A 14,851-nucleotide genomic window follows, 5' to 3' on the forward strand; every position below is an offset into this window, starting at 1 on the left:
CCGCAGCAATGGATATGTACCCTGTATTAGACCGCGTCATCGTTCTCTGCCGGCAGTGTTTTTCAGATCCCTGCCTGTGCCAGGTCCATTGCAAAATACGTGAAAATCAGATCAGCCCCCGCCCGCTTGATCGCGCCGAGGCTTTCGCGCACCACGCGATCCTCATCGATGGCCCCGGCCTGGGCAGCGAACTTGATCATCGCGTACTCCCCGCTCACCTGATACGCCGACAAGGGCAGGCGCGAGGCTTCGCGAATGTCGCGGATGATGTCCAGGTATGCACCGGCCGGCTTGACCATCAGCGCGTCGGCGCCTTCCTGCTCGTCCAGCAGCGACTCACGCACCGCTTCACGGCGATTCATCGGGTTCATCTGGTAGCTTTTGCGGTCGCCCTTGAGCGCGCTGCCGCCGGCTTCGCGGAACGGACCATAGAGTGCCGAGGCGAACTTGGTCGAATAGGCCATGATCGCCGTCTGGGTGAACCCGGCTGAGTCGAGCGCGCGGCGAATGGCCTGGACCTGCCCGTCCATGGCGGCCGATGGGGCAATCACGTCAGCGCCGGCACGGGCGGCGGCCACCGCCTGTTTGCCGAGGTTGAGCAGGGTCTGGTCGTTATCGACCTCATGGTTGTGCATCACGCCGCAATGCCCGTGGTCGGTGTACTCACAAAAACAGGTGTCGGACATCACGATCATTTCCGGCACGGCGTCCTTGGCGATGCGCGACATGCGCGACACCAGGCCGTTGTCGTTCCAGGTGTCGCTGCCGTTGCTGTCCAGGTGATGGGACACGCCAAAGGTCATCACCGACTTGATCCCGGCGCGGGCATAACGCTCGATCTCCCCCGCCAGTTTCGATTCCGGAATGCGCATCACCCCGGGCATGCTCTTGATCGGCACGAAATCGTCGATTTCTTCTTCGACGAAAATCGGCAGTACCAGGTCATTCAAGCTGAATTCGGTTTCCTGGAACAGACTGCGCAGGCTTGCATTGCGGCGCAGACGGCGGGGGCGTGCTTCGGGGAACTGACTGGACATGGAGATGCCTCAAAAACGGGAAACAAGATAAAAGTCGTAGAGGGAGCGAAGCTTATGCCCTGCAAGGCGCAGGGCACAAATCGCCGGGGAGAAATGACCCTTGCGGCGTCGGCAATAATCGCTGCCAAAAAGGTCTCAAAGGCTCAGCGTACCGTCGATACAGGTCACCACCGCCCCGCCGATCCAGATGTCATCCCCCACCTGTTCCACCTGGATACGCCCGGCGCGCCCCATGGTCAGGCCCTGGCTGACCACGTAGCGAGAAGGCGCCAGCCCTTCGCCGAGCAGCCATTGGGCAATTCCGGCGTTGAGGCTGCCCGTGGCCGGATCCTCAGGCATACCGTCACCGGAAATGAACGCCCGCACTTCGAACTGCGCGTCCTCGCCATCGCGTTCCGGGTGCCACGGCGCGATCACACCCACTGCGAGGCCGAGCATCTGCGAATGATCCGGTTGCAAATCCAGCACTTGCTGGCGATCCGCGAGCATCACCGCCAACCAGCCCGCACCGTTATCGACCCACTGCGCACGAACAATCGCCTCAGGTTCCAGCCCCAGGCCCAACCGCACACGCGCCATCAGACCGTCGTCCACCGGCCCGGTCCTGAGCAGTGGCGGCGCGAGGAACGCCAGCTCCGCGCCCTGCCGACGCACCCGCACCAGACCGACACCGCACTCCTGGATGATCTCTTCGCCCTTGGGCACACCGCCGGCTTCAAGCCAGGCATGACAAGTGCCCAAGGTTGGATGCCCGGCGAACGGCAATTCCTTGAGGGTGGTGAAGATGCGCACCCGATAATCGGCACGGGGATCCTGCGGCTCGAGAATGAACGTGGTTTCGCTGAGATTGGTCCAGGTCGCGAACGCCGCCATGCGCTCATCGCTGAGCTTGTCGGCGCCGAACACCACCGCCAGCGGATTGCCTTTGAGCGCCGCGCGACTGAAGACATCGACCTGCTTGAAATTGAATGTATGCATGGCCATCCCTGGTCCTGATCAGATCGAATCGTTCGGCTTGGGAATTTCCAGCCCGCGCTTGACCGCCGGCCGCGCCAGGAATTTCTCCAGCACCCGCGTGACGTTAGGGAAATTCTGGATGCCAACCAGATCGCCGGCTTCATAGAAACCGATCAGGTTGCGCACCCAAGGGAAGGTCGCGATATCGGCGATGGTATAACGCTCGCCCATGATCCAGTCGCGCCCTTGCAGGCGTGCATCGAGGACGCTGAGCAGGCGTCGGCTTTCTTCGACGTAGCGGTCACGCGGACGCTTGTCTTCGTAGTCCTTGCCGGCGAATTTATTGAAGAAACCCAACTGGCCGAACATCGGGCCGATGCCACCCATCTGAAACATCAGCCACTGGATAGTCTCGTAGCGCGCTGCCGTTTCCTGGGCCAGCAATTGCCCGCTCTTGTCGGCGAGGTAGATCAGAATCGCCCCGGACTCGAACAGCGGCAGCGGCTGGCCGTCCGGACCGTGGGGATCGAGAATGGCCGGGATTTTGTTGTTGGGGTTCAGCGACAGGAACTCGGGCGACATCTGGTCGTTGGTGTCGAAGCCGACGCGATGGGGCTCGTAGGGCAGGCCGATCTCTTCGAGCATGATCGAGACCTTGACGCCGTTAGGGGTCGGCAAGGAGTACAGCTGAATCCATTCCGGGTACCGGGCCGGCCATTTGCGGGTGATGGGGAACGCAGACAAATCGGTCATGGGAGCCTCCACGAGAAATTGAGACTGCCGATCATAATGGAGATGAGCCGGGCTGCGGTGTGTGGCGCCATGAATATCGCTGATGGTCATGATCAAGCGAGATCACTGTGCTTGCCTGCCGGCGGGTGTAGGGTGTCCATAATTTCGCAACATCCTGTCGATAACCTTTGCTCCAACCCGCTAAAGGTTACCGGTAAAGTGCTGCGCTCTCGGCCGGAATCGAACCAAATGGGCATCAGAGGACTCTGAGATACGTCACTTTGATACGGAACGGCTCCACGACATGGAAAACACCCGACGCAGGAAAGTCGCGGTGCAAAGGTTTGTCAGCCTTAACTTAATGCGCTGAAGAACCTTTTATTCAATGATCAATCCCTTGAAATTCACCCGACACTTCAAACACCGCGCGTATTTGTTCCTGCCCGCCCTGCTGGCGACCAGCGCGTTGTTTTTGGCCCTGGAGTCCAGCGAAAGCCGCGCCCAGCCGGTGGATGGCACCCAGACCCTGGTGTTCCTGCGCCATGCGGAAAAACCCGAGGGCGGCCTGGGCCAGCTCAATTGCCAGGGCTTGAACCGCGCCATCGACCTCGCCACCCTGCTGCCGGAAAAATTCGGCAAGGCCGACTACGTGTTTGCCGCCAACCCGACGCGCAACGTCGAGGAAGGCGAACTGGACAACTCCTACAGCTACATCCGCCCCTTGATGACCATCAGCCCCAGCGCGATCAAGCTTGGCTTGCCGGTGAACATCAACTTCTCGGCCAACGACACCAGCGACCTGGCCGATGAACTGCTCCACGACAAGTACCACAACTCGGTCATCTACACCGCCTGGTCCCACGGCTATCTGCCGGAACTGATCAACAAGGTCGCCGGTGAAGCCGTCGGCAAGAAACAGAAGATCACCGAGGACTGGGAATCCAGCGACTATGACTCGCTGTACGTGCTGACCCTGACCTGGCACAACGGCAAGGCCAGCCTGCAGAGCCACAGCTACAAGCAGGGGCTGGATAATGGGCGGGAGACTTGCCCGACCTGATTTTTGGGTGCCTGACAAGAACCCCGTAGGAGCCAGGCTTGCCGGCGAAGAACGATGACGCGGTACGACAGATACACCGCGGCGCCTGGTTCGCCGGCAAGCCTGGCTCCTACAGGCGAAGGCGCCGCTGCAAATACTCCAACACCGCCCCCCGCTCCCCGGCAAACTCGATCCGCGCCCCTTTCTTCTCCCGCTGAAACACATACATCGGGTCGTAGTACTCAACCAGCAACCCCTCGATCCAGCCTCGGTGCAAATCCACCGCACCACTACGCCCCTGCTCCGCCAACGCCTCTTCCATCAGGATCAGCATGCGCCGGTGCCGCTCGCCGCCCAGACGTTTTTGCACATTATCCAGGCTCGCCAGCAAACGCTCGGAGAACAACACGAAACCTTCATCGCCATGCACGGCGATGAACTCGGCACACAAGTCCACCACATAATCGCGCAGGATCCGCTCTATCCGCCCTTGCAGGCTGTCTTCAAGCCAGACCATCGGGAACTGCTGCATGCCCTGATACAACGGCAACGGCAAGGCACAGCTGCCGACTGCGCGGTTTTCGTCTTCCAGCACGAACTGTTCGATGCCGCGGGCGCGTTTTTTCAGCACGTCCACGGCCAGGCGGTTTTCGAAGTCGATGTTGGACGGCTGGCCCGTGACCCGCTTGCCGAAACTGGAGCCGCGATGGTTGGCATGCCCCTCAAGGTCCAGCCCGTTGTCCAATTGCGTGAGCAGCTCGGTTTTACCGGTGCCGGTCATGCCACCCAATAAAACGAAATCGCACTGGGCCACGGCCTGATCCATGGTTTCCAGCAGGAAGCTGCGCAGGGCCTTGTAGCCGCCGCCGACCCGCGGATAGTCGAGGCCCGCCTCTTCCTTGAGCCATTGCTGGACGATCTGCGAGCGCAGGCCGCCGCGAAAGCAATACAACAGGCCATCAGGGTGGGCCCGGGCAAAATCCGCCCAGGCCTGAATGCGTTCGGCCTTGATCGCGCCGGACACCAACTGATGGCCCAGTTCCAGCGCCGCCTGCTGCCCGTGTTGCTTGTAGCAGGTGCCCACCCGTTGCCGTTCGTGATCATTCATCAGCGGCAAGTTGATCACGCCGGGGAACGCGCCCTTGAGAAACTCGACCGGCGCACGCACGTCCATCATTGGCCGGTCATTGAGAAAAATGTCGCGGTAATCGGTGCAGTCGGCAGGCATCAGGACACCTCGACCGCGTGGCCCTGTCGCTCGACCAGCTCGCCGATGGGCGCCAGGTTCAGCCCCAGTTCAAGGGCGACCGCGAGAAACCCGGCGTTGCCCTCGGGCGTCACGGCGACCAGCAGGCCGCCGCTGGTTTGCGGGTCGCACAGCACGCGCTTGTGTAGCTCCTGGAGACGCCCGAGCTTGCTGGCGTAGCTGTCGTAATTGCGCAAGGTGCCACCTGGCACACAGCCCTTTTCGAGGTAATACTCGACACTCGGCAAGCGCGGTACCCGGGCATAGTCGATGCGTGCAGTGAGGCCGCTGCCATCGGCCATTTCCACCAGGTGCCCGAGCAGGCCGAAACCGGTGACATCGGTCATCGCCGCTACACCGTCCAGCTTGCCGAACCGGCTGCCGGGCTTGTTCAGGGTGCACATCCAGTCGCGGGCCAGGCCCACATCGGCGCCGCGCAACTTGCCCTGTTTTTCCGCCGTGGTGAGGATGCCGATGCCCAAGGGCTTGGTCAGGTACAACAGGCAGCCGGCCTTGGCCGTGTCGTTGCGCTTCATGTGGCGTTTTTGCACAAGCCCGGTGACAGCCAGGCCGAAGATCGGCTCCGGTGCGTCGATCGAATGCCCGCCGGCCAGGGGAATCCCGGCCTCATCACATACCGAGCGCCCGCCGCGAATCACTTCCCGGGCAATCTCCGGCGCCAGCACATTGACCGGCCAGCCGAGGATCGCGATCGCCATCAATGGATCGCCACCCATGGCGTAGATGTCGCTGATGGCATTGGTGGCGGCAATACGCCCGAAATCGAAAGGATCGTCGACGATCGGCATGAAAAAGTCGGTGGTCGACACCACGCCACGCTCGTCATCGATGGCGTACACCGCCGCGTCATCGCGCGAGGCATTGCCAACCCACAATTTCGGATCAAGATTCTGCGCCCCACTGCCGGCCAGGATCACTTCCAGCACCTGGGGGGAAATCTTGCAGCCACACCCTGCGCCGTGGCTGTATTGGGTCAGGCGGATCGGCTCGCTCATCGGTGACACCTCACTGGGTCGGATGGGGTCGATTCTAGCAGAGCACTCACTGCCCCTGCGGGAGCTCGAGAAACGCTCCCGACAGGCACCGTCCGACAATCCGAATGAATTTTCCGAACGCCCAGGGATCCCTCTATGTACAACAGGGAGGAACAAAGGCTCTATGAACAACGCAAAACTGTTCGTCATTGAATACACTCTTCATGGCGCCCCCAAGTCGTTCATCATCCGCCTGGACAAGATGGACAACGCGGAGGCCTGGCATTGGGCGAGCTGCGACGCGGGGGTCGGAAGAATCCCTCGCTTTGGCCGTGAAAAAGTGCAAAAGACCAGCAAACCGATGGCGGAAAAATTCGGCGTGGAAAACGTCAAGTGGCGGCCGGCCGGTTAGCCCGCAAGCGAAGGATTGGGGGGAATGAAATGACCATCGTCAGCAGCCCTGCACATCTGGACTACGGTCTGGATACGTTATTCGGCCGCGTTACCAAGAGCACTGAATGCCGGGTCGGCCTGGAATCAGTCGAAGGTGACCCGATGCGCTTCGCGGTGCGCATACCCGCACCACTGCCGGAGGATCTGGAGCAGGCCAAGACCGTGGTGTTGAGGGTCAATGGCCGCTGCCTGGCAGGCACCGTGCGCCACAGCCAACGGCTCGACGACGACAGCCTGAAACTGGAAGTGGAGCCCGACTAGGCCCCACGTCCCGGTGTGCGGCCAGTGTCAGTGGGCACACTTGCAGCCTTCATGCGCGCACTCTTCGCCGTGCTCGTGGTGCTTGGCGCAGGCTTCACAGCAGTAATGCTTGCCGTGACGCACGATCGGATGTTCGCCGAGCTTGCAGTTGCATTTCGGACAGTCACATTTACTTTTCTCATCGGTCATCACGCTGACTCCTTTGGCAGTGGTCGTCGGCGGGCTGGGTGAGCAGCCCGTTGTACCAGTGTAGGAGTTGATGAGGGGACAGCCAGACCTTGTCGAGGTGATCTCAGAGCACCATCGCCGCCATCCAGCCAAACACCAGCAATGGCAGGTTGTAGTGCAAGAACGTCGGGACCACGGTGTCCCAGATGTGGTGATGCTGGCCGTCGATGTTCAGGCCGGAGGTCGGCCCCAGGGTTGAATCCGACGCCGGCGACCCGGCGTCGCCCAATGCACCCGCTGTGCCGACGATACACACGATGGCGATCGGGCTGAAGCCCAGCTGCACGCACAGGGGTACGAAAATCACCGCCAGGATCGGCACGGTGGAAAACGACGAACCGATGCCCATGGTCACCAACAGGCCGACCAGCAACATCAGCAAAGCGCCGACGGCCTTGCTGTGACCAATCCACGAGGCCGAGGTTTCGACCAGCGTCTGCACCTGCCCGGTGGCCTTGATCACTTCGCCAAAGCCGGACGCGGCGATCATGATGAAGCCGATCATCGCCATCATCTTCATGCCTTCGGTGAACAGGTCATCGGTGTCACGCCACTTGACGATGCCCGACACCGAAAAAATCAGGAAGCCCACCAACGCGCCGATGATCATCGAATCGAGCAGCAACTGAATGATGAACGCCGCGGCAATGGCCACGCCAGCGACCATCAGGCTCAGCGGGTTGTACTGCACCGCGACCTGCTCGACCTGTTCGATCTTTTCCAGGTCGTAGACGCGCTTCTTGCGATAACTGACAAACGCGATCAACAGACCCACGAACATACCCAGTGCCGGGATGCCCATGGCATGGGTCACGTTGATGCCGCTGATGTCGACGCCGCTGCGGGCGACGTTGGCCAGCAGGATTTCATTGAGGAAGATGTTGCCAAAGCCCACCGGCAGGAACATGTACGGGGTGATCAGGCCGAAGGTCATGACGCAGGCGATCAATCGGCGGTCGAGCTGCAGCCGGGTCAACACGTACAGCAGCGGTGGCACCAGCAACGGAATGAACGCGATATGAATCGGCAGAATGTTCTGGGAAGCGATGGCCACCACCCACAACAGGCCGATCAACAGCCATTTGACCTGGCCACCGCCATTGGCATGCTGCCGGTCGACCATCGCCAGGGCCTTGTCCGCCAGGGCATGGGCCAGTCCAGACTTGGCAATCGCCACCGCGAACGCACCGAGCAACGCATAGGACAACGCCACCGTCGCCCCACCGCCCAGGCCACTGTTGAACGCCTTGAGGGTTGCGTCGATGCCAAGGCCGCCGGTCAGGCCACCCACCAGCGCCCCGACGATCAGCGCGATCACCACATGCACGCGGGACAGGCTGAGTATCAGCATGATGCCGACCGCGGCAATTACTGCATTCATTATCGTTACCTCTGGGCAAGCGAAAAGAGTCCGGCCGGCAGTCTGCGAGAGCCGCCAGCGGATAAGGGAATGGGTTTTATTAGAGGGCGCGCACTGTGAAGCAAGCCGCGGCAAGCTGCAAGCTTCAAGCGACAAGATTTGCCTCAAGAAAGCGGCTTTATGGCCGTTACAGAGCAAAGTCGCAGATATTTATCGAATAAGGACGCGTCCATGTCGCTCAGACAACTTTCCATCCAATGGAAAATCACCCTGTTGGCCGGGCTGTGCCTCGCGGGCATCGTGACCCTGCTGGTGGGTCTTTCGCTGTACCGCATGGAGCACAGCTCCGCGCTGGTGAAAGCCTCGAGCGTGCAGATGCTGACCGAAGCCGCCCAGGCCCGGATCGAGTCGCAGGGTGAAAACCAGGCGCTGATGATCCGCCAGCAGTTCATGGACGCTTATCAATATGGCCACGGTTTTTCTCGCCAGGTGCTGTTCCTGCGCGACCAGGCCGAAAAACGCTTCCTCGATGCCTTCGACCTGCGCGAAGACATGACCCGCCAGGTCAAGTCGGCCCTGCAAGCCAACCCCGAGCTGCTCGGCCTGTCCCTGGTGTTCGAACCCAACGCACTGGATGGCAAGGACGATCTGTTCAGCGGCCAGGCCGAACTGGGGAGCAATGACAAGGGCCGTTTCGCCCTTTATTGGTCGCAGCCGACGCCGGGCAAGGTGACCTCCATGGCGCTGCCCGAAAGCGACATCGCCGACACCCGCACCGGCCCCAGCGGCGAACCGGCCAACGCCTGGTTCACCTGCCCGCGCACCCGCCTCACGCCCTGCGTGATAGAACCGTACTTCTATGTGATCGACGGGCAGAACGTGCTGATGACCAGCATCGTTTTCCCGTTGATGGTCAACGGCAAGGTCATCGCCTCGCTATCGGTGGACATCAACCTCAACAGCCTGCAAGCGATTAGCCAGAGCGCCAGCCAAAAGCTCTATGACGGCCAGACCAGCGTCAGCATCGTCAGCCCCGCCGGCCTGCTCGCCGGTTACAGCAAGGACGCCAGCAAGCTCAGCCAGCGCCTGGAAGCCGTGGACACCCGCACCGGCGCCGAGCTGATGCGCATGCTCGCCACCGGCAGCAAGACCGCCAGCCTGCACAGCGCTCAGCAATTGAAGGTACTGTCGCCGTTCCAGCCGATTCCCGGTGGCAAAGCCTGGGGCGTATTGCTCGACGTGCCGGAAAAAGTCCTGGTCGGCCCGGCCGAGGCCCTGAAAAAACAACTGGATGACAGCAACACCGCCGGCACCCTGACCGAACTAGGCCTGGGCATTCTTGCGGCGCTGGTGGGCTTGCTGCTGGTGTGGCTGATGGCGCGCAGCGTGACCCGACCGATCCTGGGCGTGGCGCACATGCTTGAGGACATTGCCAGCGGCGAAGGTGACCTGACCCGCCGCCTGGCGTATGACAAGCAGGATGAGTTGGGCCAACTGGCGGGCTGGTTCAACCGTTTCCTCGACAAGCTGCAACCGATCATTGCCGAGGTCAAGCGCTCGGTACAGGACGCCCGCGGCACGGCGGACCAGTCGTCCGCCATCGCCACCCAGACCAGCGCCGGCATGGAGCAGCAATACCGTCAGGTGGACCAGGTCGCGACCGCCTCCCACGAGATGAGCGCCACCGCCCAGGACGTCGCCCGCAGCGCTGCCCAAGCGGCACAGGCGGCGCGGGATGCCGATCAGGCTACCCGCCAGGGCCTGACCGTGATCGACCGCACCACCACCAGCATCGACAACCTCGCCGCTGACATGAGCGCGGCGATGGTCCAGGTCGAAGGCCTGGCGGCCAACAGCGAGAAAATCGGTTCGGTGCTGGAAGTGATTCGCGCCATTGCCGAACAGACCAACCTGCTGGCTCTCAACGCCGCCATTGAGGCCGCCCGTGCCGGTGAAGCCGGGCGCGGCTTTGCCGTGGTGGCCGATGAAGTGCGCAACCTGGCGCGCCGTACCCAGGAGTCGGTCGAAGAAACCCGATTCGTGATCGAACAGCTGCAAAGCGGCACCCAGGACGTGGTCGGCTCGATGGGCAACAGCCACCGCCAGGCCCAGGACAGCGTCGAACAGGTTGGCCAGGCCGTGACGGCACTGCAGCAGATCGGCGACGCGGTCACCGTGATCAGCGACATGAACCTGCAAATCGCCAGCGCCGCTGAAGAGCAAAGCGCCGTGGCCGAGGAAATCAACCACAACGTGGCGACCATCCGCGACGTCACCGAATCGCTGTCGGGGCAAGCCAACGAATCGGCGCGGGTGAGCCAGTCGCTCAATCGCCTGGCGAACCAGCAGCAGAGCTTGATGGATCAGTTCCGCGTCTAACCAACGCACCGATCAACTGTGGGAGCGAGCCTGCTCGCGATGGCGTGGTGTCAGTCAATATTGATGTCGACTGACACGACGCCATCGCGAGCAGGCTCGCTCCCACAGGTTTATCTGTCGTACATGAGATTGCAGCACAACCGGTCAGTTGCCCGGAACCTGCGCGGCGTTTCGGCATCGAATCTACCGATACCGCGCCCCGCCATTCAAACAGCCGTTTTGCAGTTGTTGCCACCGGGGCCATCGATACACGTACATGCCCTTGAGTGGCTGTCAGCGCTCGGGTAATGTCATCAGACCCATAGGACAGAGCACGCCCATGACTTCCAAGCTGGAACAACTCAAACAGATGACCACTGTGGTTGCCGACACCGGCGACTTCGAAGCTATCGCTCGCGTCAAACCCGTGGACGCCACCACCAACCCTTCGCTGCTGCTCAAGGCGGCGGCCATTCCCGCTTATGCCGAGCTGCTGAACGCATGCGTCAGCGACTGCAAGGGCGATGTGGGCCTGGCCAGCGACCGTTTTGGCGTCGCCGTCGGGCAGGAAATCCTCAAGGTGATTCCTGGCCGTATTTCCACCGAAGTGGATGCACGCCTGTCGTTCGACACTGACGCCGTATTGAAGCGCGCGCACCGTCTGATCGAGCTGTACGAAAAGGCCGGCATCGGCCGCGACCGGGTGCTGATCAAGATCGCCTCCACCTGGGAAGGCATCCGCGCTGCCGAGATCCTGGAAAAGGAAGGCATCCAGACCAACCTGACCCTGCTGTTCTCGTTTGCCCAGGCCGCTGCCTGCGCCGACGCCGGGGTGTTCCTGATTTCGCCGTTCGTGGGCCGCATCTACGACTGGTACAAGAAAGCCACTGGTAACGACTACGTCGGCGCAGACGATCCGGGCGTGCAGTCGGTGACGCGCATCTACAACTACTACAAGGCCAATGACTACAAGACCGTGGTCATGGGTGCAAGCTTCCGCAACCTCGGCCAGATCGAGCAACTGGCCGGCTGCGACCGCCTGACCATCAGCCCGGACCTGATCGACAAGCTGGCGGCAGACACCGGCAAGCTGGAACGCAAGCTGGCACCGGGCAGTGCCGGTGAAGCACGCCTGAACCTCAATGAAGCGCAATTCCGCTGGCTGTCCAACGAGGACGCCATGGCGACCGAGAAACTGGCCGAGGGCATTCGCCAGTTCGCCCGTGACCAGGAGAAGCTGGAGGCGCTGCTGCAGGCCAAGCTGTGATCTGAATCGCGTCATGCAAAAAGGGCGAACCTTGGTGGGTTCGCCCTTTTTTGTGTGCGCTACGTTGTGTTTTGTAGCGAGTGTCAGGCCGCCATCGCTGGCAAGCCAGCTCCCACAAGGAATTCTGTTGTGCCCAAGAATGTATGCTTGGCGCAAGACATTGTGGGAGCTGGCTTGCCAGCGATGGCGGCCTACCAGTCAACATCCCCTTAAGAGATCAATGCCGCTCCAGCGCATTCACCAGGTCATGAAAGGCTTCACGATTGGAGTCGTTCAGGCCCATGAGGATCTTGTGCGCTTCAAGCACCTTGATCCGCACCACCTCTTCCGACTGATCCTGATCGGGCAGGTCGTCCAGGCACTCCGGGCATGGCACCGGCTGGTCGACGATGTTGAACACCTGCTCGAACCCCATCGACTGCAACAGTCGGGTGATGTCTTCGTGGGTCGTGACAACGGTGGGCAACAGCCCGACCTTCTGCCGCGACAGGATCGAAAGTTTGGCCAACAAGCCCAGGGTCGTGCTGTCGATGCTGCGGGTTTCGGTCAAATCGATCACGATCGCGTTGAAATTCATCGCGGTGAAGATTTTTTCAATAGTCGCATCCAACGCCGAACACAGGGTCAGGCGAACTTCACCGACGAATTTCAGGACAAAGGTGCCGTCCTGCTCGGCGAACTGGATTCTACCGGTACTCATCAAAGATTCCTGCTCAACACCAACAGGGCGATATCATCCGGCATCTCCCCTAGCGTGGCCAATCCAAAAACCTGCCGCAGACCATCCAGGCTGCCGCCTGCCGCCTTGACCCGTTCGGGCAAGGCAGCCTCTTTTTCTTTGAGTGTGGGTTCCGGCAAAAGGTCCAGAATGCCATCAGACATCAGCGTCAGGCTGAACGTCGGCGGCAATTCCAGCACGTGATCTTCGTAGGTGGCTTCATTGAAGAGGCCTACCGGCAGACCACGCCCTTGCAGATAACTGACACTGTCGGGTGTGTACAACACAGGCAACGGCAAATGACCACCGATGCTATAGGTCAACAAACCTGTCTCCTCGTCGATGACTCCACCGACCATTGTGACGTGTTTGCCCAGCTTACAACTGATCAGGCCCCGGTTGATATGCCCAAGGACCTCAGACGGCTTGAATTCCGGCAAGGTGCCGCTGCGTTTGGACTCGAACAGCAGGCGCGTGGTCATGAATTTCAACAGCACGGTGACGAAGGCTGAAGAGGCACCATGCCCGGAAACATCCGCCAGGTAGAACGCCACCCGGCGCTCGTCGACCCGGAAATAGTCGACAAAATCACCCGACAGGTACAGCGACGGGATGATCTGGTGGGCAAACTTGAAGTCGTTGATAGCCCAGGGGCTGACCGGCAGCATGTTCATCTGCACCTGGCGACCGGCGTTCTGGTCTTCCTGAAGCAGGTTCAGGCTGGCGGCGAGCTCGCGGTTGGCCTTTTCCAGCTTCTCGCGGTACCGCTGGTTTTCCACCAGCAGGCGCGCACGATCCAGGGCCCGACGCACCGAGTGCTCGAGCACGGCCAGATCTTCGAGAGGCTTGATCAGGTAATCCGCCGCGCCCAGGCGCAAGGCCTCGACCGCGTCGTTCATTACGCCGGCACCCGACACCACGATCACCGGCGTTTGCGGCGACAGCTCGGTGACCTGGCGGATGAGTTCGAGCCCACCCATCTGTGGCATGCGCAGATCGCAGATGACCAAGTCGGGTTTGTCTTGCTCGAATACCTGAAGACCCTGCTGGCCATTGCTGGCCTGCAAGACGCTGAAACCACTGTCTTCCAAATAGGCCGCGAGGCTCGCGCGCACTACCTCGTCATCATCGATTATCAGCAGCGTGGCACTGGTTTTTGGCATGTGGGCAAACGGCGCCAGAATTAGGTTGGCGTAGCGGCTCGGATTTTCGCCCGGCTCTGACTACTGGATTCGCTTTCTAGCCTCTCTGCTGCACTGTTTTCGAGCATTGACCCGATCTACATGTACACCAGAGGTGCCCTTCTAAGGCGCAGACGGTACTCCCATCCGCGAGGCGTTTCAAGCTCACACCGATGGTCGCTTGGCGCCCGCACTTTTGAAATCACCGGGAGTTATAAGAACCACCGAAACCGAAACCCAATGAAAGGTCGATCCGGCAATAAAAATGCAGAAGGCGGCTCGATGGCCGCCTTCTTTTTTACCGGTCGAGATCAGAAATCGTCTTCGACCTGGCCGTCTTTAACCTTGAATTCACGGTTCTGCAGATAGGCGTTGCGGATGAAGGTGTACTTGTCGCCCGTGATCAACTTCTCGGAAGACAGCAGGTCCGCCCGGGTATCGACGATGTTCAGGCCGAAAATCGAGTTACGCACCGGCACGTCGTGGATGTACGGATAAGGACCGGTGTAGCCATCGACGTATTTGGCCGGCGCATCACGCAGGGTGCTTGGCCCCAGGAGCGGCAGCATCACATAAGGCCCGCTGCCAACGCCCCAGTAGCCGAGGGTCTGGCCGAAATCTTCGTCGTTGCGGTGCAGGCCCATCTGGGTGCCGACGTCGAAGAAGCCCAGCACGCCGAAGGTGGTGTTGAAGATCAGGCGCGCGGTGTCGACACCCGCCGCGGCGGGTTTGACCTGCAGGATATTGTTGGCGAGGTTGGTCACATCGCCGACGTTGCGGAACATGTTGTGGATGCCATCTTCAAGAAACTGTGGCGTCACGAACTGGTAGCCTTGGGCCAGAGGCTTGAGGGCATAGGTGTCGACGACATCGTTGAACTTGAAGATCGGACGGTTGATGCTTTCCCAAGGATCATCTTCCGAGGCTGCCTGGGCAACAAACGGAACCAATAGCGCACTTGCGCACACACAAAGCCGGGCGAGATGATTGCTCCAGCGCATAGAAAACTCCTTGGAAAT

14 protein-coding genes and 2 pseudogenes are annotated in these 14,851 nt (G+C 60.8%); 6 read left to right on the top strand and 10 right to left on the bottom strand.

The window, feature by feature from the left end; all coding sequences use genetic code 11:
• Positions 1-62 precede the first annotated feature (62 nt).
• The 3 genes from hemB to PMI35_RS05925 all read right to left on the bottom strand — a co-directional run bounded on the left by hemB (position 63) and on the right by PMI35_RS05925 (position 2,747).
• Positions 63-1,037, bottom strand: coding sequence for a porphobilinogen synthase (gene hemB / locus PMI35_RS05935; protein WP_008064390.1), 975 nt, complete (start codon positions 1,035-1,037; stop codon positions 63-65).
• A 135-nt stretch (positions 1,038-1,172) separates the two neighbouring features.
• The gene (locus PMI35_RS05930; protein WP_032832011.1) at positions 1,173-2,015 is read right to left on the bottom strand and encodes a PhzF family phenazine biosynthesis protein; all 843 of its coding nucleotides are present in this window, start codon (positions 2,013-2,015) and stop codon (positions 1,173-1,175) included.
• 18 nt (positions 2,016-2,033) lie between these two features.
• On the bottom strand, positions 2,034-2,747 hold the full coding sequence (locus PMI35_RS05925; protein ID WP_008064396.1) for a glutathione binding-like protein: 714 nt from the start codon (positions 2,745-2,747) through the stop codon (positions 2,034-2,036).
• 364 nt (positions 2,748-3,111) lie between these two features.
• On the opposite strand from PMI35_RS05925, the gene PMI35_RS05920 reads away from it, so the two are divergent.
• Entirely contained in the window at positions 3,112-3,786 is a 675-nt protein-coding gene (locus PMI35_RS05920) for a hypothetical protein (RefSeq protein ID WP_008064398.1), read from the top strand.
• Between the two features lie 109 nt (positions 3,787-3,895).
• On the opposite strand, the gene mnmH is transcribed toward PMI35_RS05920, so the two are convergent.
• Positions 3,896-4,993: a tRNA 2-selenouridine(34) synthase MnmH gene (mnmH, locus tag PMI35_RS05915; RefSeq protein ID WP_008064400.1), complete on the bottom strand. Its 1,098-nt coding sequence runs from the start codon at positions 4,991-4,993 to the stop codon at positions 3,896-3,898.
• Positions 4,993-6,027 carry a selenide, water dikinase SelD gene (gene selD / locus PMI35_RS05910; RefSeq protein WP_008064401.1) on the bottom strand — a complete coding sequence of 345 codons (1,035 nt, stop codon included), beginning with the start codon at positions 6,025-6,027 and terminating at the stop codon, positions 4,993-4,995. The genes mnmH and selD overlap by 1 nt, the downstream gene beginning before the upstream one ends.
• A 163-nt stretch (positions 6,028-6,190) precedes the next feature.
• On the opposite strand from selD, the gene PMI35_RS05905 reads away from it, so the two are divergent.
• Together PMI35_RS05905 and PMI35_RS05900 are read left to right on the top strand one after the other, a co-directional pair.
• Positions 6,191-6,418: a DUF6555 family protein gene (locus PMI35_RS05905; RefSeq protein WP_008064402.1), complete on the top strand. Its 228-nt coding sequence runs from the start codon at positions 6,191-6,193 to the stop codon at positions 6,416-6,418.
• Positions 6,419-6,447: 29 nt separating this feature from the next.
• A complete protein-coding gene (locus PMI35_RS05900; RefSeq protein WP_008064403.1) occupies positions 6,448-6,720 on the top strand; it encodes a hypothetical protein in 273 nt (90 codons plus the stop codon).
• A gap of 27 nt (positions 6,721-6,747) precedes the next feature.
• Here the strand turns inward: PMI35_RS05900 and PMI35_RS05895 are convergent, their stop codons facing one another.
• Together PMI35_RS05895 and PMI35_RS05890 are read right to left on the bottom strand one after the other, a co-directional pair.
• Positions 6,748-6,909, bottom strand: coding sequence for a metallothionein (locus tag PMI35_RS05895; RefSeq protein WP_008064404.1), 162 nt, complete (start codon positions 6,907-6,909; stop codon positions 6,748-6,750).
• Positions 6,910-7,012: 103 nt separating this feature from the next.
• Positions 7,013-8,329 carry a Na+/H+ antiporter family protein gene (locus PMI35_RS05890; protein ID WP_008064405.1) on the bottom strand — a complete coding sequence of 439 codons (1,317 nt, stop codon included), beginning with the start codon at positions 8,327-8,329 and terminating at the stop codon, positions 7,013-7,015.
• Positions 8,330-8,860: 531 nt separating this feature from the next.
• On the opposite strand from PMI35_RS05890, the pseudogene PMI35_RS36000 reads away from it, so the two are divergent.
• The 3 genes and pseudogenes from PMI35_RS36000 to tal form a co-directional block, all read left to right on the top strand.
• A pseudogene (locus PMI35_RS36000) lies at positions 8,861-9,829 on the top strand (HAMP domain-containing protein); the annotation flags it as partial.
• A gap of 345 nt (positions 9,830-10,174) precedes the next feature.
• Positions 10,175-10,687: pseudogene (locus PMI35_RS36005) on the top strand (methyl-accepting chemotaxis protein); the annotation flags it as partial.
• A gap of 319 nt (positions 10,688-11,006) precedes the next feature.
• Positions 11,007-11,933, top strand: a complete 927-nt coding sequence (tal, locus tag PMI35_RS05880) for a transaldolase (RefSeq protein ID WP_008064407.1) — start codon at positions 11,007-11,009, stop codon at positions 11,931-11,933.
• Positions 11,934-12,150: 217 nt separating this feature from the next.
• On the opposite strand, the gene rssC is transcribed toward tal, so the two are convergent.
• From rssC to PMI35_RS05865, 3 genes are all read right to left on the bottom strand, one after another.
• The gene (gene rssC / locus PMI35_RS05875; protein ID WP_008064408.1) at positions 12,151-12,633 is read right to left on the bottom strand and encodes an anti-sigma factor antagonist RssC; all 483 of its coding nucleotides are present in this window, start codon (positions 12,631-12,633) and stop codon (positions 12,151-12,153) included.
• Positions 12,633-13,814: a two-component system response regulator RssB gene (gene rssB, locus PMI35_RS05870; protein ID WP_008064410.1), complete on the bottom strand. Its 1,182-nt coding sequence runs from the start codon at positions 13,812-13,814 to the stop codon at positions 12,633-12,635. Before rssB ends, rssC begins: the two co-directional genes overlap by 1 nt.
• A 329-nt stretch (positions 13,815-14,143) precedes the next feature.
• Positions 14,144-14,833, bottom strand: a complete 690-nt coding sequence (locus PMI35_RS05865) for an MlaA family lipoprotein (RefSeq protein ID WP_008064411.1) — start codon at positions 14,831-14,833, stop codon at positions 14,144-14,146.
• Positions 14,834-14,851 lie beyond the last annotated feature (18 nt).

Origin of the sequence: Pseudomonas sp. GM78, from assembly GCF_000282475.1 — a bacterium.
Taxonomy (GTDB): domain Bacteria; phylum Pseudomonadota; class Gammaproteobacteria; order Pseudomonadales; family Pseudomonadaceae; genus Aquipseudomonas.